This window comes from Enterobacter sp. PI-10 (assembly GCF_027947695.1).
Taxonomy (GTDB): Bacteria; Pseudomonadota; Gammaproteobacteria; order Enterobacterales; family Enterobacteriaceae; genus Enterobacter; species Enterobacter vonholyi.
On sequence record NZ_JAJNOG010000004.1, the window covers coordinates 103,190 to 123,492 of the forward strand.

A 20,303-nucleotide genomic window follows, 5' to 3' on the forward strand; every position below is an offset into this window, starting at 1 on the left:
TGCCGATGTCTGATGTCACCACCGTAAGCTGCCCAACCTGTGGTAAAACCGTTGTCTGGGGCGAAGTCAGTCCGTTCCGCCCATTCTGCTGCAAGCGCTGTCAGCTCATTGACCTGGGCGAATGGGCGGCGGAAGAGAAACGCATTCCAAGCAAAGGCGATCTCTCGGACAGCGATGACTGGAGTGAAACCCAGCAGTAATCTGTAAAGCCTGCTGGCGCTTCGCTCAGCAGGCCTACGGTTGTGCGACTAACCGCAGGATCACGGGCTCATTAGCTGGCGGGAATTTTTCGGCATCACATGCCTGAAGCTCTACCCAGTTACCCGGCTGTCCCTCTTTTCCCCAGGGTTCACCCTCCCAGTTTTCCACCAGCCAGAACCACAGCGTGATGTGCCTGTCCGGAAACTGGTACTCAAGCTTATCAAACAGCGTTGCGCCAAGCGGAGTGATCCCCACCTCTTCCTGAAGCTCCCGAACCAGCGCCTCTTCCGGCGTTTCACCTGACTCGATTTTACCGCCTGGAAACTCCCACTTGTTCGCCATATGGGCGTCGGCAGCGCGCTGGGTGATAAAGATTTGGTTTTGCGGGTTGCGAATAATCCCGACGGCAATTTGCAGTATTTTCATATTGTCACTTCCATAAAAAAGGCGCAGATTTCTGCGCCTTTTTGTTTTTTTATGAACTTAGCTCAGGCGGCCGTGGCACGCCTTGTACTTTTTACCGGAACCACACGGGCACGGATCGTTACGACCCACTTTACGATCGCCGGTCTGCGCGGCGATCGCCGCTGCGGCTTCGCTGTCGTCGGTCTGGTGGCTCAGCTGTTGCATTTGTGCCAGACGCTCGGCTTCTTCACGACGCTGTTGCTCCATCGCTTCTACCTCTTCCGGCATACGCACCTGAACCTTGCTCAGGGTGCTGATCACTTCATACTTCAGCGACTCCAGCATAGACGCAAACATGGAGAAGGATTCACGCTTGTATTCCTGCTTCGGATCTTTCTGCGCATAGCCACGCAGGTGGATACCCTGACGCAGGTAGTCCATAGCCGCCAGGTGCTCTTTCCACAGGGAATCCAGGGTCTGCAGCATCACGCCTTTTTCGAAGTGACGCATCATCTCAGCGCCAACGACCTCTTCCTTACGCTTGTATACGTCCAGCGCGGTTTCAAAGATACGTTCACGCAGGGTCTCTTCGTGTAGCTCAGGCTCTTTATCCAGCCACTCTTTGATTGGCAGATCGAGGTCAAAGTCGTTTTTCAGGCGTTCCTGCAGGCCTTCGATATCCCACATTTCTTCCAGAGACTGCGGTGGAATATGCGCGTCGATGGTGGCTTTAAACACATCTTCACGAATGCTGTTGATGGTTTCGCTCACGTCGGAGACGTCCAGCAGTTCGTTACGCTGGGTGTAGATCGCACGACGCTGATCGTTAGCCACGTCATCATATTCCAGCAGCTGCTTACGAATATCAAAGTTGCGGCTTTCCACTTTACGCTGTGCGTTAGCAATCGCTTTAGTCACCCACGGGTGCTCAATGGCTTCGCCAGGTTTCATCCCCAGCTTACGCATCATGCCGGACACGCGGTCGGAGGCGAAAATACGCATCAGCGCATCTTCCATAGACAGGTAGAAGCGGGATGAACCGGCATCACCCTGACGACCCGCACGGCCACGCAGCTGGTTATCAATACGACGAGATTCATGACGCTCTGTACCGATGATGTGCAGACCGCCGGAAGCCAGAACGGCATCATGACGAACCTGCCAGTCGGCTTTGATCTGCGCAATCTGTTCTGGCGTTGGGTTTTCCAGCTCCGCCACTTCAGCCTGCCAGCTACCGCCCAGCATAATATCGGTACCACGACCCGCCATGTTGGTGGCGATGGTCACGGCAGCCGGATAACCCGCCTGCGCAACAATGTCCGCCTCTTTAGCGTGGAACTTGGCGTTCAGAACGTTGTGCTTGATGCCTGCTTTGGTCAGCTCGTTGGAAACCACTTCAGATTTCTCGATGGAGATGGTCCCCACCAGAACCGGCTGGCCTTTTGCGGTACGTTCGCGAATGTCTTCAATGATCGCCTGAATTTTTTCCGCTTCGGTCATGTACACCAGGTCCGGCATATCCTTACGGATCATCGGACGGTTGGTTGGAACAACCACGGTATCCAGCTTGTAGATGGAGCTGAATTCAAACGCTTCAGTATCAGCAGTACCGGTCATGCCCGCCAGCTTCTCGTACAGACGGAAGTAGTTCTGGAAGGTGATAGACGCCAGCGTCTGGTTTTCATTCTGAATATCCACGCCTTCTTTGGCTTCCACAGCCTGGTGAAGACCGTCAGACCAGCGACGTCCCTGCATGGTACGGCCGGTGTGCTCATCGACAATGATCACTTCGCCGTCTTTTACGATGTAGTCGACGTCGCGGGTGAACAGCGCGTGGGCACGCAGCGCGGCGGTCACGTGGTGCATCAGCATGATGTTGCTCGGTGAGTACAGGGACTCACCCTCTTCCATAATGCCTTCAGCAACCAGCAGCTCTTCAATTTTCACCAGACCACGTTCGGTCAGGTTCACCTGGCGCGCTTTTTCATCAACGGAGAAGTGGCCTTCACCCTGGAAGGTATCCGAGTCCTCTTTCTCCTGACGCAGCAGGTGTGGAATGATTTTGTCGACCTTACGGTACATCTCGGAGCTGTCTTCAGCCGGGCCGGAGATGATAAGCGGAGTACGCGCTTCATCGATCAGGATGGAGTCCACCTCATCCACCAGCGCGTAGTGCAGCTTACGCTGGACGCGCTCTTCAGGGCTGAACGCCATGTTGTCACGCAGGTAGTCGAAGCCGTATTCGTTGTTGGTACCGTAGGTAATATCCGCGTTATACGCTTCACGCTTGGCTGGCGCAGGCAGGCCGGACATGTTGATGCCAACAGTCATACCGAGGAATTCGAAAAGTGGACGGTTGTTTTCGGCGTCACGCTGCGCCAGATAGTCGTTGACGGTAACGACGTGAACGCCTTTACCGGTCAGCGCGTTCAGGTAAGCCGGCAGCGTTGCGGTCAGGGTTTTACCTTCACCGGTACGCATTTCCGCGATGCAGCGCTCGTTGAGCACCATACCACCCAGCAGCTGAACGTCGAAGTGACGCATGCCGAACACGCGCTTACTCGCTTCGCGCACGACAGCAAACGCTTCCGGGATCAGGCTTTCTAAGGTTTCACCTTTTTCCAGACGCGCACGAAATTCCGCCGTTTTCGCTTTAAGCTCGTCATCAGAGAGCTTCTCCATCGCCGGTTCCATACCGTTGATGACGGCAACTGCTTTGCGCATACGGCGCAGGGTACGATCGTTACGACTACCAAAAACTTTAGTTAACAATTTGATTAGCATAATAAATTCTCAAACGCCCCATTGTGGGCAGGTAAATTAAGGTATTGAAAAAGTTAATTTAGCTGAGGCGTTGCGGCCCGGCGCGAATGCCGTGAGCCTGGCTAATCCAGGATGAAACAGAGAATGAAACAGGTGAAACAAATTCACGTTGCGTCGACTGACGAACTATGACCGGCGGCTGGCTGTCCTGCGTGAGCAGCGCGTTGAGCGTGTCCAGCAGGGCAAGATGCTGAGCCTGCACCGGCAGCGCCTCTTCCGCAACAGGCATGGCCTGCGGTGCCATCGCAAACGACAGATGGCGGATAACCGTGCGGATAGCGTGCTGGTGCCAGTAATCGACGGTGAAGTTTGGACGGCGGCTGGCTTCAAGCCACGCAAGATTAGTGAAGTTAACCCGCGTGTTGAAATCGTGTTTAGTAGTGGAGGTTTTTGCGGGCGTCGCCGCTTCGGCACTGTTGCTGAGCGCAGGCAACCCAAAGCTCGCCGCGACCATCCCTAATAAGAGATGCGGCCAGAAGTAACGTCTGCCAAATTGTCGCCAGCGCGTCAGTATTCCGCTCACCTGCTCCACCCAATAAGCCAGCCTTGCAGAGGCTGAGTTCAGTTATTCTTTTAGCGCCCAGATAGTATCACTAAAGCCAATGCACATCAGCAGGAATGAGGTGCCGCCGCGGGGAAAAACGGTCAAGAATGCAGCTAACGCACACATTTTCTGCGAAAGACAAACAAGAGATAACGCTGGGGCAAACTAAGAAGGGTAAAAATAAAAACGACTGGTCTTCCTGGTCGGAGAGAGTACCAGGTTAACCAGTCGATTTTTTTACGAAACGGCGTGAACCGTTACGCCAGAACCATGCTCGGTGCTTTGAAAGCCAGCGGCAGCTCAGCTTCGTCTTCGAAGGTCACATATTCCCAGGCTTCCTGTTTTGCCAGGACGGCCTGCAACAGTTTGTTGTTCAGCGCATGACCGGATTTGAACGCGGTAAATGCACCAATGATGTTGTGACCACACATGAACAGGTCGCCAATAGCATCCAGCATTTTGTGACGAACGAATTCATCTTCGAAACGCAGGCCGTCTTCGTTCAGTACGCGATAATCGTCAACAACGATGGCACAATCGAAGCTGCCGCCCAGGCACAGGCCGCGGGACTGCAGATATTCGATATCACGCATGAAGCCAAACGTACGGGCTCGGCTGATCTGGCGCATAAACGCATCGGCAGAGAAGTTCATCGCATAGCGTTGGGTGCTGGAGTCAATCGCCGGATGGTTAAAGTCGATGGTAAAGTCCAACGAGAAACCATTGTACGGTTTGAATTCAGCCCATTTGTCGCCATCTTCGACGCGAACGGTCTCTTTGATGCGAACAAATTTCTTCGCGCAGTTCAGTTCTTCGATGCCAGCATCCAGCAACAGATAGACGAACGGTGCAGCACTGCCATCCATAATCGGGATTTCTGGCGCATCGACTTCAACAATAATGTTGTCGATACCCAGTCCCGCCAGGGCGGCGTTCAGGTGCTCAACGGTAGAAATCCGCACGTCATGCTCGTTCACCAGACAAGTACAGAGCATAGTATCACGCACAGATTTGGCATCGGCCGGAAAATCTACCGGTGGATTCAAGTCGGTGCGACGATAGATGACCCCGGTATTGGCCGGCGCAGGGCGTAACGTCAGCGTGACTTTCTTGCCGGTATGTAAACCGACACCCGTCGCCTGAACGATACGTTTAAGTGTCCTTTGTTTGATCATCGTATAATCTCGCCAAATTAACTATCCAACCGAGAGTGTATATCACTAACGGTGGGCCAGTTTAGCACAAAGAGCGCAAATCCCCAAATTCCAGCCAATTCTTAGTCAGCTTGCTTACGCAGGAACGCCGGGATATCCAGATAATCTGGCTCTTTCGCCGTTTGCGGCGTTGGGTCGTTCACCACTTTCGCGGCCGGTTTCTGCTCCTGAGTCAGAGGAGACATACCGTGCTGCTGGTAACGATCCATTACCGGTTGCTGAGTCTGCTTGTTAGTCACTAAGGTGATCTCAGGACGTTTGTCCATGCCGATACCGGTCGCAACAACGGTAACACGCAGCTCGTCGTTCATTTCAGGGTCAAGAGAAGTACCGATTACCACGGTAGCGTTGTCAGAGGCGAACGCACGGATAGTGTTACCCACGGTTTCGAACTCATCCAGACGCAGGTCAAAGCCAGCGGTAATGTTGACCAGCACGCCGCGCGCACCAGACAGATCGATATCTTCCAGCAGTGGAGAAGAGATGGCCATTTCAGCCGCTTCTTCTGCACGATCTTCACCGCTCGCCACGCCAGAGCCCATCATCGCGTAGCCCATTTCGGACATCACGGTGCGAACGTCTGCAAAGTCAACGTTCATCAGGCCAGGACGGGTAATCAGTTCAGCGATACCCTGAACCGCGCCTTTCAGCACGTCGTTTGCTGCGCCGAAGGCGTCCAGCAGGGAGATACCACGCCCCAGAACCTTCAACAGCTTGTCGTTAGGGATGGTGATCAGCGAGTCCACATGCTTGGACAGTTCGGTGATACCCTGCTCCGCGAATGCCATACGCTTCTTGCCTTCAAAGTTGAAAGGCTTGGTCACGACAGCAACGGTCAGGATACCTAAATCTTTAGCTACTTCAGCTACAACAGGTGCTGCGCCGGTACCCGTACCGCCACCCATACCTGCTGCGATGAAGACCATGTCCGCACCTTCCAGTGCAGCGCGCAGCGCTTCACGATCTTCTTCAGCCGCATTGCGACCAACTTCCGGGTTAGCCCCTGCTCCCAGCCCTTTGGTGATACCACCGCCGATCTGGATAGTCTGGCCTACAGCCGTCTTACGCAGTGCCTGCGCATCGGTGTTAACTGCGAAGAATTCAACACCTTCAATGCGTTCACGCACCATATGCTCTACGGCGTTACCGCCGCCGCCACCGACGCCGATGACTTTAATCACCGCGTCGTTGGTCAGTTCCATAGGTTCAAACATAATTTCTCTCTCCGTTGTGCCTGTCGCCCGAGACCGCTAATTCTCTCCGGTCTCTTAAAAAAATTAAAACTCTTTTCGCAACCAGTTGTTCAGTCGTTTGACCCACGACCCCACTGAGACGCGTTTTTCCACTTCTGCTTCACCACTGAGATGAGATTCCTTCCCGTAGTGAAGCAGGCCCACAGCCGTTGAATAATACGGCTCCTGCGCATAATCCGTTAAACCGGTGATATTCAGCGGCGCACCAATACGCACCTGCGTATGGAACACGCGCTGAGCACAGGCCGCAAGACCTTCAATTTGCGCTGCACCGCCGGTTAATACAATCCCCGCCGCAAGATGATGCTTAACACCCTGCTGACGAAGCTGTTCCTGTAACTGTAAAATCTCTTCGTTGACCAGGTTGAGCAGCTCGGTATAGCGCGGCTCAATCACCTCTGCCAACGTCTGGCGCTGCAGGCTACGCGGTGGACGACCACCGACGCTCGGCACTTCAACGCTCTCATCTTTGCCAACGATAGACCCCAGCGCACAGCCGTGGCGCACTTTAATCGCTTCTGCATCGCTCGGCGGCGTACCAAAAGCGTAAGCAATATCGCTGGTCACAACGTTGCCGGCATAAGGGATCACTTTAGTGTGGCGCAACGCACCGCCGGTATAGACGGCGATATCCATTGTACCACCACCAATATCGACCACACAGACACCCAGTTCACGTTCATCTTCTGTCAGCACGGAATAACTTGCCGCCAGACCCGCGAAAATAAGTTGGTCAACTTTCAGGCCACAACGTTCAACGGCTTTTACAATGTTCTTCGCCATATCGTTGTGACATGTGATCAGGTGCACTTTTGCCTGCATACGTACGCCAGAAAGACCGACCGGGTTCTTGATCCCTTCCTGGTAGTCAATCGCATATTCCTGCGGGATCACGTGCAATACGCGATGCTCATCGCGGACACGCACGGATTTCGCCGTGTGCACTACGTTTTCAACGTCTTCCTGCGTCACTTCTTCTTCGGAAATCGGCACCATACCAATTTCGTTCTGGCAGCTAATGTGCTTACCAGAAAGGGCCAGATAGACAGAAGAAATCTGGCAATCTGCCATCAGTTCAGCCTGATCGATGGCGCGCTGAACGCATTTCACCACCGATTCAAGATCGTTTACCCCACCTTTATCCATACCACGGGAAGGGCAACTGCCTACGCCAATGATATTGACCATACCGTCGGGCAGAACTTCCCCTACTAAAGCGGCAACCTTCGCGGTGCCAATCTCCAGTCCAACTACCAGTTTTCTGTCCGTCGCCTTGATCATTGTTGTTCTGCCTGTACCTGTGCCTGATTCTGTTGCTGATTAGGTTCCTCGACCGGAGCCGGTACCCAACCGACTGCTGCGCCTGAGTCATAGCGCAAATCAACGTAGCTTATCCGTTTGCCGTCAGTCTGTGCCTGCTGCTGTAAAACCGGGTAAAGTTCGACAAAACGCGCCAGACGCTTCATGGTGTCCCCGCGTCCCAGGTTGAGCTTAATGCCGTTCGTTAACGTCAGCTGCCAGGAACGGCGCGCCGTCATGGCAGCATCTTTTAACGTAAACCTGTCCTTCGCCAGCACCTGACCCATTTCGCGAAAACCCTGTAACACTTCGTTTTCGCTGCCTTCAGGGCCATACAACATCGGTAAATTTTGCTTGTTGACACGATCGGCCGGGACGCTGAAGGAATTTCCGTCTGCGTCAACCATGTGCTGATCATTCCAACGCGCAATGGGCACAAATTCAACCAGATGAATCTTCAATTCATCAGGCCATTGCTTTCTTACGCTCGCCTGTTTTATCCATGGCAGACGTTCAATCTGACTCTGGATAATATTGACGTCCTGAGTCATGAAAGTGCCAGGCGAGCCCAGCGCCAGTATTGACTGGCGAATATCGTCGTTACGCGTATAGTGACGCTCACCGGTGACCACCAGCTTAGAGAGCGGCAACCGCTGCGCATCTTCCATCCAGCCCAGGACCATCCAGCCGCTGATAAACACGGTGCACAGCACCCCGAGCAGGAAAATGATGCCTGCAAGACGCGTTCCATTACTGCGGCGTGAAGAGGTGTATTCGTCCTCGTCATCGCGGTTGCGCGTGTTCAATGCAGCCTGAGACATATCAGCCCGCCTGGTCCAGAATGCGTACGACTAACTGCGAGAAACTCATCCCCGCCTGACGCGCGGCCATCGGCACAAGGCTGTGGCTCGTCATACCCGGAGAGGTGTTGGCTTCCAGCAGATAAAATTGTCCATCTTTGTCTTGCATCACATCGATGCGTCCCCAGCCCTGGCAACCCAGAACATGCCAGGCTTTAAGCACCAGGGACTGTAAATCGGCTTCACGCTCAGCTTCAAGACCACTTGGGCAGAAATATTGCGTCTCATCAGAGAGATACTTCGCCTCATAATCATAGAAGACTCCGGCGGGTTGGATACGGATTGACGGTAAAATTTCTTCGCCAAGCATCGCGACGGTAAATTCCGGCCCGCTAAGCCATTTTTCAATCAGAACTTCTTCATCATGTTGAAATGCCAGTGCTAAAGCGGACGAAAGATCTTCAGCTTTGTCGACTTTGGACATTCCCACGCTGGAGCCTTCCCGGCTGGGCTTTACAATAACCGGTAAGCCCAGTTCAGCAATGCGTGCATTAACGCTATCCGAAAGGCCCAATTCAAATTCGCGACGCGTCAGCGCTACCCATGGCGCAACAGGTAATCCCGCGCCCTGCCACAGCAGCTTGCTGCGCAGTTTGTCCATTGAGATAGCGGAAGCCATCACGCCGCTGCCGGTGTACGGCAGGCCGATCAGATCAAGAAGCCCCTGCAGGGTTCCGTCTTCACCACCACGACCATGCAAAGCGATAAAGACTTTATCGAAGCCCATGGCTTTTAATTGCGTCACGTCGACCTCTTTTGGGTCGACCAGGTGCGCGTTGACGCCCCCCTCCCGCAGGCCCGCCAGCACAGCCGCGCCGGAATTCAGGGAAACCTCGCGTTCAGCAGAGGTGCCGCCAGACAGGACAGCAATCTTATCAGCCATGATGCTCATCCTCCTGGGTTTGCGGCTTCAGTTTGATTTCAGCTAAGGTACGGGCGATTTTGCCGATATTTCCCGCGCCCTGAATCAGAATCAAATCGTTACCCGTCAGGACCGGTGCCAGAATTTCCGCCACCTGCGCAGGGTCAGAAACCAGAATAGGGTCAACCTTACCGCGTCCACGGATTGTACGGCACAGGGAGCGGCTGTCAGCCCCTGGAATCGGCGTCTCGCCTGCGGCGTATACGTCCAGCATTAACAGGGTGTCTACCTGTGACAGGACGCTGGCGAAATCGTCATACAGATCGCGCGTACGCGTGAAGCGGTGCGGCTGGAAGATCATCACCAGATTTTTGTCAGGCCAGCCCGCGCGTGCGGCTTTAATGGTGGCGTCCACTTCGGTCGGATGGTGGCCGTAGTCGTCCACCAGCATCGCTGAGCCGGCTTTACCGTTCACGGCATCCAGCGGGAATTCACCGAGGAAGTCGAAACGGCGACCGGTGCCCTGGAAGCTTTCCAGCGCGCGCAGAATTGCATCATCATCAATGCCTTCTTCCGTCGCGACGGCCACTGCCGCTGCGGCATTGAGGGCATTATGGCGCCCTGGTGCATTCAGCGTGACGTGCAGCAGTTCTTTGTCCTGACGCGCCAGCGTGAAGTGTCCCTGCGCACCAATCTGTTTGTACTCCTCCACGCGAACGTCAGCGTCTTCGCTGAAGCCGTAGGTGGTGATTTGACGACCCACGCGCGGCAGCAGCTCGCGGATCACCGGATCGTCTACACACATCACCGCACGCCCATAGAACGGCAGGTTATGCAGGAAGTTGATGAAAGTCTGCTTTAAGTTCTCGAAGTCACCCTGGTAGGTATCCATATGGTCAGCTTCGATGTTGGTGACAATCGCCACCATCGGCTGCAGGTGCAGGAACGACGCGTCGCTCTCATCCGCTTCGGCAATCAGATAACGGCTGTGGCCCAGACGCGCATGTACGCCTGCGGCTTTGACCAGACCGCCGTTGACGAACGTCGGATCGAGCCCCGCTTCCGCATAAATACTGGAGACCATCGCCGTGGTCGTGGTTTTACCGTGTGTCCCGGCAATGGCGATGCCGTGACGGAAACGCATCAGTTCCGCCAGCATTTCTGCACGGCGGATCACCGGAATGCGCGCTTCGTGCGCAGCAACGATTTCAGGGTTGTCAGAGGAGATGGCGCTTGAGACCACCACCACGCTCGCATCGCGCACATTTTCCGGACGATGGTTGAAATAGATAGTCGCCCCAAGCGACGCCAGCTGCTGCGTAACAGGGTTTGGCGCCAGGTCAGACCCGCTGATCTGATAGCCTTCGTTAGCTAACACTTCGGCAATACCGCCCATGCCAGCACCACCGATGCCAACAAAGTGAATGTGCCGGACGCGACGCATCTCGGGCACGATTGAACGCAGTTTTGCCAGTTGTTGTGTATTCATTCTCTAAACGCCATCGACTACTTAAAATTCGTGCAGCGCAACACGCGCTGCGAGGGTTAAGCCTGGGCTGCCAGGCTCACTTCTTTTGCCACCCGTTCCGTCGCATCAGGGATAGCGGCCGCGCGCGCGCGTTGTGCCATCTCCAGCAGTGCGTCTCTGTTCCAGCCCGCCAGGGTGGTGGCGACCGCGTCGGCGGTAAATTGTGGCTGCTCAAAAATTTTCGCGGCACCGGCTTTCTCAAGCGGCAGCGCATTCCAGTACTGCTGTCTGTCTTTGTGCTGGAACGGCACAAACAGGGCCGGCAGACCCGCGGCGGCGATCTCACTCACCGTCAGCGCGCCTGAGCGACAGACCACGACATCGGCCCAGGCATACGCTGCCGCCATGTCGTCGATAAACTCAGTGACTTTATGCTGCGGCTGACCTTCGTCTGCATAAGCTTGCTCAACGGTCTGCTGAGCGCCTTTCCCGCTCTGGTGCCAGATGGTCACGGTATCGCCCAGCTTTGCGGCAACCTGCGGCATCGTCTGGTTTAAAATGCGTGCGCCCTGAGAGCCCCCGACGACCAGTACACGAACCGGCCCTTCACGGCCCGTCAGGCGAGCATCCGGCAGCGGCAGCGCCAGCACGTCGACACGCACCGGATTACCCACCACGTCCGCTTTCGGGAACGCGCCGGGAAACGCCTGCATCACTTTAGTGGCGATCTTCGCCAGCCACTTGTTAGTCAGACCGGCAATACCGTTCTGCTCATGCAGCACGACGGGAATGCCTAACGACCATGCCGCCAGCCCGCCAGGACCCGAGACATAGCCCCCCATGCCCAGCACCACATCGGGCTTAAAGCGCTTCATAATGGTGCGCGCCTGACGCCAGGCGTTAAAAATACGCACCGGTGCCAGCAGCATTGCCTTGAGGCCTTTGCCCCGAAGGCCGGAAATACGAATAAAGTCGATCTCGATACCGTGCTTCGGTACCAGGTCGGCCTCCATGCGGTCTGCGGTTCCCAGCCAGCGTACCTGCCAGCCCTGATCCATTAAATGGTGCGCAACCGCAAGCCCCGGGAACACGTGTCCGCCGGTACCGCCAGCCATCACCATTAACCGCTTCGGTTGATTCATCGTGAACCTCGTGTAAACGCCTGGGCTTTTTCCAGACGCGTTTCATAATCTATGCGCAACAACAGCATGATGGCCGTCGACATAATCAACAGACTGGAACCACCATAACTGATCAACGGCAACGTCAGACCTTTGGTCGGCAGCATACCCGCTGCGGCCCCGACGTTAACCAATGCCTGGAAGCTAAACCAGATACCAATTGAGCAGGCCAGGAAGCCTGAGAAGCGGTGATCGATCTCCAGCGCTTTCCGGCCGATGGACATGGCGCGGAAAGCGACGAAGAATACCATTAATAGCGCTAATACCACACCGATATAACCCAGTTCTTCCGCAATAATGGAGAAGATGAAGTCAGTATGCGCTTCCGGTAAATACTCGAGTTTCTGTACCGAGTTCCCCAGCCCCTGTCCCCAAACTTCACCGCGACCAAAGGCCATCAGCGACTGCGTCAGCTGATAACCGCTGCCGAACGGATCTTCCCAGGGGTTCCAGAACGAGGTCACACGGCGAATACGGTAAGGCTCGGCGAGGATCAGCAGCACAACCGCCGAAATCCCCATCCCGATAATAGCGATGAACTGCCACAGCTTCGCGCCCGCCAGGAACAGCATGGCCAGGGTGGTAACGAACAGCACGACAACGGTACCGAGGTCAGGCTGCGCCAGCAGTAATACCGCCAGCACCAGAATCACGCCCATCGGTTTTAAGAAGCCGCGCAGGTTGTTACGCACCTCATCTACCTTACGCACCAGGTAGTTAGCCAGGTAGCAGAACAGGGAGAGCTTGGTAAATTCCGCAGGCTGAATACGCAGCGGACCGAAGGCGATCCAGCGGGATGCCCCGTTAACGGAGCTGCCCACCACCAGTACGATCAGCAGCATAATAATCGACGCGATCAGCATCGCCGTGCTGTGCCGCTGCCAGAACTCCATCGGCAGACGCAAGGTCACCAGCGCCAGACAGAACGCCAGGATGATGTAAAGACCATCACGTTTGGCAAACAGGAAAGGATCGTTCGCCAGACGCTGCCCGACGGGCATTGATGCCGACGTCACCATAATAAAGCCTACCGCCGCCAGCCCCATCGTGAGCCAGAATAGCGTGCGGTCGTACATGATCAGGCTGTCGTTATCTTTTTGACGAGAGCCCATCACCCAGCCTTTGAGCGCCGCAAACAGCCATGCCAGGATCCCAAATCCTGGCAGGCGCGGCATTTTCAGGCGAGGGAGAGATAAACGCATCAGCCTAACTCCTTCGCCAGGCGGGTAAAGACATCACCACGCTGTTCGAAATTCTTGAATTGATCGAGGCTGGCACAGGCCGGAGAGAGCAGCACCATATCGCCTGGCTTCACGCGAGGGGCAATCAGCCGCATCGCCTGTTCCATAGTTTCGGTTTGCTCGGCAACCTCAGGACGCAGTTCAGCCAGCTCGCTGCCGTCACGGCCGAAGCAGTACAGGCGGATGTTATCGCCGAAGAGATACGGCTTCAGGGACGAGAAATCAGCAGACTTACCGTCGCCGCCCAGCAGCAGATGCAGGGTGCCGTCAACGTGCAGGCCGTTCAGCGCGGCCTCCGTGCTGCCCACGTTGGTGGCTTTGGAGTCGTTGATCCAGCGCACGCCGTTGTGCTCCAGCGCCAGCTGGAAACGGTGCGCCAGACCTGAAAACGTGGTTAACGCCTGCAGACTGGAGGAGCGCGGCAGCCCTACCGCATCCGCCAGCGCCAGCGCCGCCAGGGCATTGGTGTAGTTGTGCTGACCTGTGAGCTTCATCTCTTTCACGTTCAGCACTTTCTCACCCTTCACGCGCAGCCAGGTTTCACCCAGTTGGCGGTTCAGATGATAATCCCCCATCGTGATACCGAAGCTGATACAGCGATCGTCTGCGCCACGCACCGGCATGGTCAGCGCGTCATCGGCATTAACAACGCAGACTTTGGCATTTTCATAAACGCGGAGCTTAGCGGCACGGTACTGCTGCAGGCCAAATGGATACCTGTCCATATGATCTTCAGTCACGTTGAGGATCGTCGCAGCCGCAGCATGCAGGCTGGAAGTCGTTTCCAGCTGGAAGCTGGAGAGTTCCAGCACGAACAGCTCACAGCCTTTGTCCAGCAGCATCAGAGCAGGTAAACCAATGTTACCGCCAACGCCGACGTTCATGCCTGCCGCTTTCGCCATTTCACCCACCAGAGTGGTGACGGTGCTTTTACCGTTAGAACCGGTAATCGCGATAACGGGCGCCTGCACTTCACGGCAGAACAGCTCGATATCGCCGACAATTTCCACACCCGCATCCGCGGCAGCGCTCAGCGAAGGATGCGCCAGCGCCATACCTGGGCTTGCGACAATCAGATCGGCTGCCAGCAGCCAGTCATCATTCAGACCACCAAGGTGGCGTTCAACCTGTTCCGGCAGTTTGTCCAGACCCGGCGGAGAGACACGCGTATCCATCACGCGTGGCGTCACGCCGCGTGCGAGGAAAAAGTCCACGCAGGAGAGCCCCGTAAGGCCCAACCCGATGATAACGACTTTTTTGCCCTGGTAATCTGCCATGATTAACGTACCTTCAGCGTTGCCAGGCCAATCAGCACCAGCATCAGCGAAATAATCCAGAAGCGCACAATAACGCGCGGCTCCGGCCAGCCTTTCAGTTCATAGTGGTGGTGAATCGGCGCCATGCGGAAGATGCGCTGACCGCGCAGCTTGAAGGAACCGACCTGCAAAATCACCGACAGGGTTTCAACCACAAACACGCCGCCCATGATCACCAGCAGGAACTCCTGACGCAGCAGTACGGCGATAATGCCGAGCGCACCGCCCAAAGCCAGAGAACCGACGTCACCCATAAAGACCTGAGCCGGATAGGTGTTGAACCACAGGAAGCCCAGCCCCGCGCCGACAATCGCGGTACAAACGATCACCAGCTCACCCGCATGGCGCAGATAAGGGATGTGCAGATAGTTCGCGAAATTCATGTTACCGGTCGCCCACGCCACAAGCGCAAAACCGGCGGCCACAAAGACGGTTGGCATAATGGCCAGGCCATCCAGACCGTCGGTCAGGTTAACGGCGTTGCCGGTGCCGACAATCACAAAGTAGGCCAGCAGAATGTAGAACAGCCCCAACTGCGGCATAACGTCTTTGAAGAACGGCACAACCAGCTCGGTGGCAGGTGTGTCTTTGCCTGCCAGATACAGCGCGAAGGCTACGCCAAGCGCGATCACCGACATCCAGAAATATTTCCAGCGCGCGATCAGGCCCTTAGTATCTTTACGAACGACTTTGCGGTAATCATCAACAAAACCGATGATCCCATAACCCACCAGTACCGTCAGAACGCACCAGACGTACGGGTTGGAGGGATACGCCCACAGCAGCACGGAAACGACGATGGCGGTCAGGATCATGATCCCGCCCATGGTCGGGGTACCGCGTTTGCTGAAGTGCGATTCCGGACCGTCGTTACGCACAACCTGGCCGAAAGAGAGTTTTTGCAGACGGGCAATCATGCGCGGGCCCATCCACAACGAGATGAACAGCGCAGTCAGCAGGCTGACGATGGCGCGAAACGTCAGATACGAAAAGACGTTAAAGCCTGAATAATATTTGACCAAATGTTCGGCCAGCCAAACTAACATGTCCCGTTCTCCTGTAATGCGTGCACAACCTGTTCCATGGCGGCACTACGTGAACCTTTAACTAATACAGTCACAATTTGTTTTTCTGTAATCAATGCCTTAAGGCGCTCGATCAATGCCGTTTTATCGGCAAAATGCTCGCCAACGCCGCTGGCCTGGCTAATCGCCTGGCTCAGTTTTCCTGCGCTCAGTACACAGTCCAGCCCCGCAGCTTTCGCCGCTTCGCCAACCTGGGTATGACAGGCTTCGCTTTCGACGCCCAGCTCTGCCATGTCGCCAACCACCATGATGCGGTAGCCCGGCATTTCAGATAACACCTGCACCGCCGCCGTCATTGAACCAACGTTCGCGTTGTAGGAGTCATCCAGCAGCAGTTTGTTTTCCGAAAGCTGAATCGGGAACAGACGACCCGGCACGGCTTTCAGGTTCGCCAGCCCGGCTTTGATCGCCTCATGTGTAGCGCCCACCGCCGTTGACAGCGCCGCCGCCGCAAGGGCATTGGCGATGTTATGGCGACCCGGCAGCGGCAGCAGAACCTCCACGCCCCCCGTTGGGGTCGTGAGGGTGAACTCGGTGCCGTGGGACGTCACATGGATATTGGTCGCCGTAAAATCACTGTTGGCCGCATTTGGCGAGAAGCGCCAGGTTTTACGCGAGCCAATAATGCTCTGCCAGTTCAGCCAGTCGTTGTTATCGGCGTTCAGAATAGCGATACCGTTATCCGGCAGGCCGGTATAAATCTCACCTTTCGCTTTCGCCACGCCTTCCAGCGAGCCAAAACCTTCCAGGTGCGCAGCCGCGAGGTTATTCACCAGCGCAGCTTCCGGGCGAGTCAGGCTCACGGTCCAGGCGATTTCGCCCTGGTGGTTTGCTCCTAACTCGATCACCGCATAGTCATGTTCTTTGGTCAGGCGAAGCAATGTCATCGGCACGCCGATATCATTATTGAGGTTGCCCGCGGTATAAAGCGTATTACCGCACTGGCCGAGGATCGCCGCCGTCATCTCTTTCACTGACGTTTTACCGGATGACCCGGTCAGCGCGACGACGCGAGCAGGCACCTGCTGACGCACCCAGGCGGCCAGCTCACCGAACGCGAGGCGCGTATCTTTCACCACAATTTGCGGCAGATCGATATCGAGCTTGCGGCTGACCAGCAGCGCACCGGCGCCGTTCTCTTTGGCCTGTTCAGCAAAATCATGCGCGTCAAAACGTTCGCCTTTCAGCGCCACAAACAGACACCCCGCGGTGATTTTGCGGGTGTCCGTCGTCACGGCATCAATGGTCAGGTCTTGCCCGTGCAGGTCGCCCTTCAGGATTGCAGCGGCCTGACGTAACGTGATGCTAATCATGCCACGACTCCCAGCAGACGAGCTGCCGTTACGCGGTCCGAGTAGTCCAGACGGCGATTGCCAACGATCTGATAATCTTCATGCCCTTTGCCCGCTAACAGGACAACATCATTCTCCTGCGCCTGCATAATGGTATTGGTCACGGCTTCCGCACGGCCTTCCACCACGCGAGCACGGCCCGCGTCCAGCATGCCCGCCAGAATGTCATTGATGATGGCGCGCGGCTCTTCCGTACGCGGGTTGTCATCGGTTACTACCGGAATATCTGCGAACTGCTCGGCAATAGCCCCCATCAGCGGGCGTTTGCCTTTATCACGATCGCCACCGCAGCCAAACACGCACCAGAGCTTCCCGGCGCAGTGCAGGCGCGCCGCTTCGAGCGCTTTTTCCAGCGCATCCGGCGTGTGGGCATAATCAACCACAACGGTCGGTTTGCCCGGCGCGCTGAACACTTCCATACGGCCGCAAACCGGCTGCAGACGCGCTGAGGTTTTCAGCAGTTCAGCCATCGGATAACCCAGTGCCAGCAGCGTCGCCAGCGCCAGCAGCAGATTGCTGACGTTGAACGCGCCCATCAGGCGGCTTTCAATTTCGCCTTCACCCCAGGAAGAGGCAAAGCGGATTGTCGCCCCGCTGTCGTGGTAATTCACCTCAACCGCCTTCAGCCAGCGGCCGTGGCAGTTCGGATTGATATGGTCTTCCATCGACACCGCAACCGCATCCGGCAGCTTCGCCAGCCAGCGGCGGCCCACTTCGTCGTCGGCGTTGATGATGGCTTGTCCGTAATGGTGAGTGGAGAACAGCAGCCATTTCGCGGCTTCGTAATGCTCCATATCACCATGATAATCAAGATGATCGCGACTCAGGTTAGTAAACACTGAAGCGGCAAATTTCAGCGCCGCAACCCGATGCTGTACCAGACCGTGCGAAGAGACCTCCATCGCAGCAAAGGTTGCCCCCTGCCCAGCCAGACCTGCAAGCACATGCTGTACGTCTACCGCCGAGCCGGTGGTGTTTTCCGTCGGGCTCACTTTGCCCAGCAGGCCGTTACCTACGGTACCCATCACTGCACCGGTTTCACCCAACAGCTGGGCCCACTGCGCCATCAGCTGCGTGGTGGTGGTTTTACCGTTCGTGCCCGTCACGCCGACCAGACGCAGCTGGTCGGAAGGTTCGTGATAAAAACGTCCCGCCAGCGCGGAGAGACGCTCGTTTAACTGGCTGAGATAGATAACCGGCACCCCGTGCATTTCACGGATCTCACCGTCGGTTGCCTCATCTTTGGCCTCAGCAATAATGGCAGCCACACCTTGCGCAATCGCCTGCGGGATATAACGACGCCCGTCCGCCTGATGACCGACCACCGCCACAAAAAGATCGCCAGAAGCAGCCACGCGGCTGTCCAGTACCATCTCTCGCAGTGCTCGCTCCGGTGCATTTGGCACCCACGGAGCGAGAAGGTCGCGCAAATTACGATCTGCCACCTGTACCCTCGCCTTGATTAATTACAAATTCACTTTTTTCGCCCGTCGCCAGCGCATCCGGTTCAATGTTCATGGTGCGTAACACGCCGCCCATGATAGCCCCGAATACAGGCGCGGAGACGGCGCCGCCGTAGTATTTACCCGCCTGTGGATCGTTTATTACGACCACCAGCGCAAAACGCGGATTGCTTGCAGGCGCAACGCCTGCGGTATAGGCAATATATTTGTTGATGTAGCGGCCGTCTGGCCCCACCTTTTTCGCAGTACCGGTCTTGATGGCAATGCGATAACCTTTGATCGCCGCCTTCACGCCGCCGCCGCCAGGCAGCGCCACGCTTTCCATCATGTGCACCACGGTACGAACGACAGATTCCGAGAAGATACGCTCGCCCGGAACCGGTGGATCAACTTTAGTAATCGACAGCGGACGATAGACGCCATAGCTGCCAATCGTTGCATAGACTCGCGCTAGCTGTAACGGAGTTACCATTAGCCCGTAGCCGAAAGAGAAGGTGGCCCTCTCTATGTCAGACCACCGTTGTTTTTGAGGATATAAGCCACTGCGTTCTCCGACCAACCCCAAATTGGTCGCCTTTCCAAGTCCAAAACGTGAGTAAGTCTCTACTAACGCTGAGGACGGCATCGCTAACGCCAGCTTTGAAACGCCGACGTTACTCGACTTCTGTAATACCCCGGTCAGGGTCAATTCGCTGTAGCGCGCCACGTCTTTGATTTCGTGACCGTTAATTCGGTATGGAATGGTATTCAGTACGGTATTTTCGTTGACGATACCGCGCTGAAGTGCAGTCATGACCACCATCGGCTTAACCGTCGAACCCGGTTCGAACACGTCGGTGATGGTACGGTTACGCATAACATCCTTCTGCGTGCCGGTAAGATTATTAGGGTTGTAGGACGGGCTATTGGCCATCGCCAGCACTTCACCCGTGCTGACATCAACTAACACAGCACTGCCCGATTCCGCTTTGTTGAAGGCCACGGCATTGTTCAGCTCGCGGTAAACCAGCGCCTGTAATCGCTCATCGATACTCAGCGCAAGGTTGTGTGCGGCCTGGCTGTCCGTTGAGGAAATATCCTCGATCACGCGACCATAGCGGTCTTTACGCACAATGCGCTCGCCGGGCTGGCCGGTAAGCCATTTATCAAAGCTTTTTTCAACGCCTTCAATCCCCTGGCTATCAACGTTAGTAAAGCCAATGAGGTGAGCAGTCACTTCGCCGGATGGATAGTAACGACGGGATTCTTCACGCAGATGGATCCCCGGCAGCTTCAATTTTTTGATGTAGTCCGCCATGTCAGGGTTCACCTGACGTGCCAGATAGATAAAGCGCCCTCTCGGGTTCGTATTCACGCGTGAAGCTAACTGGTCCAACGGCATCTTCAGCGCATCCGCAAGGGCCTTCCAGCGGTTATCAAGTGTGATACCGCCAGCATCATGCAGTTCTTTAGGATCGGCCCAAATCGCCTTCACCGGCACGCTCACCGCTAGCGGACGCCCAGAGCGATCGGTAATCATCCCACGGGATGTCGACACTTCCTGAACGCGCAGGGAACGCATGTCACCCTGGCGTACAAGCATGTCAGGAGCGATGATTTGTAGCCAGGCCACGCGTCCAAGCAGAAAACCCAGAGCGAGTAAAATGCAGCCGCATAGCAACGCAAAACGCCAACTGATAAAGTTGGCCTGTTCTTCCTGACGTTTTGGTTTTAGCGTTTTTGCCGCTGCTTTCATG

At 55.8% G+C, this 20,303-nt stretch carries 17 protein-coding genes; 1 reads left to right on the forward strand and 16 read right to left on the reverse strand.

From position 1 onward, the window contains the following. Positions 1 to 5: 5 nt before the first annotated feature. A complete protein-coding gene (gene yacG, locus LRM19_RS11035) occupies positions 6 to 200 on the forward strand; it encodes a DNA gyrase inhibitor YacG (RefSeq protein WP_045401034.1) in 195 nt (64 codons plus the stop codon). A 34-nt stretch (positions 201 to 234) separates the two neighbouring features. Here the strand turns inward: yacG and mutT are convergent, their stop codons facing one another. From mutT to LRM19_RS11115, 16 genes are all read right to left on the reverse strand, one after another. Beyond that, positions 235 to 627, reverse strand: coding sequence for an 8-oxo-dGTP diphosphatase MutT (mutT, locus tag LRM19_RS11040; RefSeq protein ID WP_045401031.1), 393 nt, complete (start codon positions 625 to 627; stop codon positions 235 to 237). A 57-nt stretch (positions 628 to 684) separates the two neighbouring features. Next, complete coding sequence (gene secA, locus LRM19_RS11045; RefSeq protein WP_111964034.1) at positions 685 to 3,390, reverse strand: preprotein translocase subunit SecA; 2,706 nt, start codon at positions 3,388 to 3,390, stop codon at positions 685 to 687. 58 nt (positions 3,391 to 3,448) lie between these two features. Further along, entirely contained in the window at positions 3,449 to 3,952 is a 504-nt protein-coding gene (gene secM / locus LRM19_RS11050; RefSeq protein WP_271368828.1) for a secA translation cis-regulator SecM, read from the reverse strand. 278 nt (positions 3,953 to 4,230) lie between these two features. Continuing rightward, the gene (gene lpxC / locus LRM19_RS11055) at positions 4,231 to 5,148 is read right to left on the reverse strand and encodes a UDP-3-O-acyl-N-acetylglucosamine deacetylase (RefSeq protein ID WP_008501977.1); all 918 of its coding nucleotides are present in this window, start codon (positions 5,146 to 5,148) and stop codon (positions 4,231 to 4,233) included. A 101-nt stretch (positions 5,149 to 5,249) separates the two neighbouring features. Then, entirely contained in the window at positions 5,250 to 6,401 is a 1,152-nt protein-coding gene (gene ftsZ, locus LRM19_RS11060) for a cell division protein FtsZ (protein WP_008501978.1), read from the reverse strand. 63 nt (positions 6,402 to 6,464) lie between these two features. Next, positions 6,465 to 7,721 carry a cell division protein FtsA gene (ftsA, locus tag LRM19_RS11065; protein WP_023334508.1) on the reverse strand — a complete coding sequence of 419 codons (1,257 nt, stop codon included), beginning with the start codon at positions 7,719 to 7,721 and terminating at the stop codon, positions 6,465 to 6,467. Next, the gene (gene ftsQ, locus LRM19_RS11070; protein WP_133293781.1) at positions 7,718 to 8,560 is read right to left on the reverse strand and encodes a cell division protein FtsQ; all 843 of its coding nucleotides are present in this window, start codon (positions 8,558 to 8,560) and stop codon (positions 7,718 to 7,720) included. The genes ftsA and ftsQ overlap by 4 nt, the downstream gene beginning before the upstream one ends. Position 8,561: 1 nt before the next feature. Continuing rightward, positions 8,562 to 9,482: a D-alanine--D-alanine ligase gene (locus LRM19_RS11075; RefSeq protein WP_115876436.1), complete on the reverse strand. Its 921-nt coding sequence runs from the start codon at positions 9,480 to 9,482 to the stop codon at positions 8,562 to 8,564. Further along, positions 9,475 to 10,950: a UDP-N-acetylmuramate--L-alanine ligase gene (gene murC / locus LRM19_RS11080; RefSeq protein WP_115876437.1), complete on the reverse strand. Its 1,476-nt coding sequence runs from the start codon at positions 10,948 to 10,950 to the stop codon at positions 9,475 to 9,477. Before murC ends, LRM19_RS11075 begins: the two co-directional genes overlap by 8 nt. 56 nt (positions 10,951 to 11,006) lie before the next feature. Further along, positions 11,007 to 12,071 (reverse strand): undecaprenyldiphospho-muramoylpentapeptide beta-N-acetylglucosaminyltransferase, encoded by a 1,065-nt coding sequence (murG, locus tag LRM19_RS11085; protein WP_039260813.1) that lies wholly within the window; start codon positions 12,069 to 12,071, stop codon positions 11,007 to 11,009. Further along, on the reverse strand, positions 12,068 to 13,312 hold the full coding sequence (ftsW, locus tag LRM19_RS11090; protein ID WP_115876438.1) for a cell division protein FtsW: 1,245 nt from the start codon (positions 13,310 to 13,312) through the stop codon (positions 12,068 to 12,070). The genes murG and ftsW overlap by 4 nt, the downstream gene beginning before the upstream one ends. Beyond that, on the reverse strand, positions 13,312 to 14,628 hold the full coding sequence (gene murD, locus LRM19_RS11095; protein WP_271368834.1) for a UDP-N-acetylmuramoyl-L-alanine--D-glutamate ligase: 1,317 nt from the start codon (positions 14,626 to 14,628) through the stop codon (positions 13,312 to 13,314). Before murD ends, ftsW begins: the two co-directional genes overlap by 1 nt. A gap of 2 nt (positions 14,629 to 14,630) precedes the next feature. Next, positions 14,631 to 15,713, reverse strand: coding sequence for a phospho-N-acetylmuramoyl-pentapeptide-transferase (gene mraY / locus LRM19_RS11100; protein WP_008501985.1), 1,083 nt, complete (start codon positions 15,711 to 15,713; stop codon positions 14,631 to 14,633). Next, entirely contained in the window at positions 15,707 to 17,065 is a 1,359-nt protein-coding gene (gene murF, locus LRM19_RS11105; protein WP_271368835.1) for a UDP-N-acetylmuramoyl-tripeptide--D-alanyl-D-alanine ligase, read from the reverse strand. The genes mraY and murF overlap by 7 nt, the downstream gene beginning before the upstream one ends. Next, entirely contained in the window at positions 17,062 to 18,549 is a 1,488-nt protein-coding gene (murE, locus tag LRM19_RS11110; RefSeq protein ID WP_048979011.1) for a UDP-N-acetylmuramoyl-L-alanyl-D-glutamate--2,6-diaminopimelate ligase, read from the reverse strand. The genes murF and murE overlap by 4 nt, the downstream gene beginning before the upstream one ends. Continuing rightward, positions 18,536 to 20,302 (reverse strand): peptidoglycan glycosyltransferase FtsI, encoded by a 1,767-nt coding sequence (locus LRM19_RS11115; protein ID WP_271368836.1) that lies wholly within the window; start codon positions 20,300 to 20,302, stop codon positions 18,536 to 18,538. The genes murE and LRM19_RS11115 overlap by 14 nt, the downstream gene beginning before the upstream one ends. Between the last annotated feature and the right edge of the window lies 1 nt (position 20,303).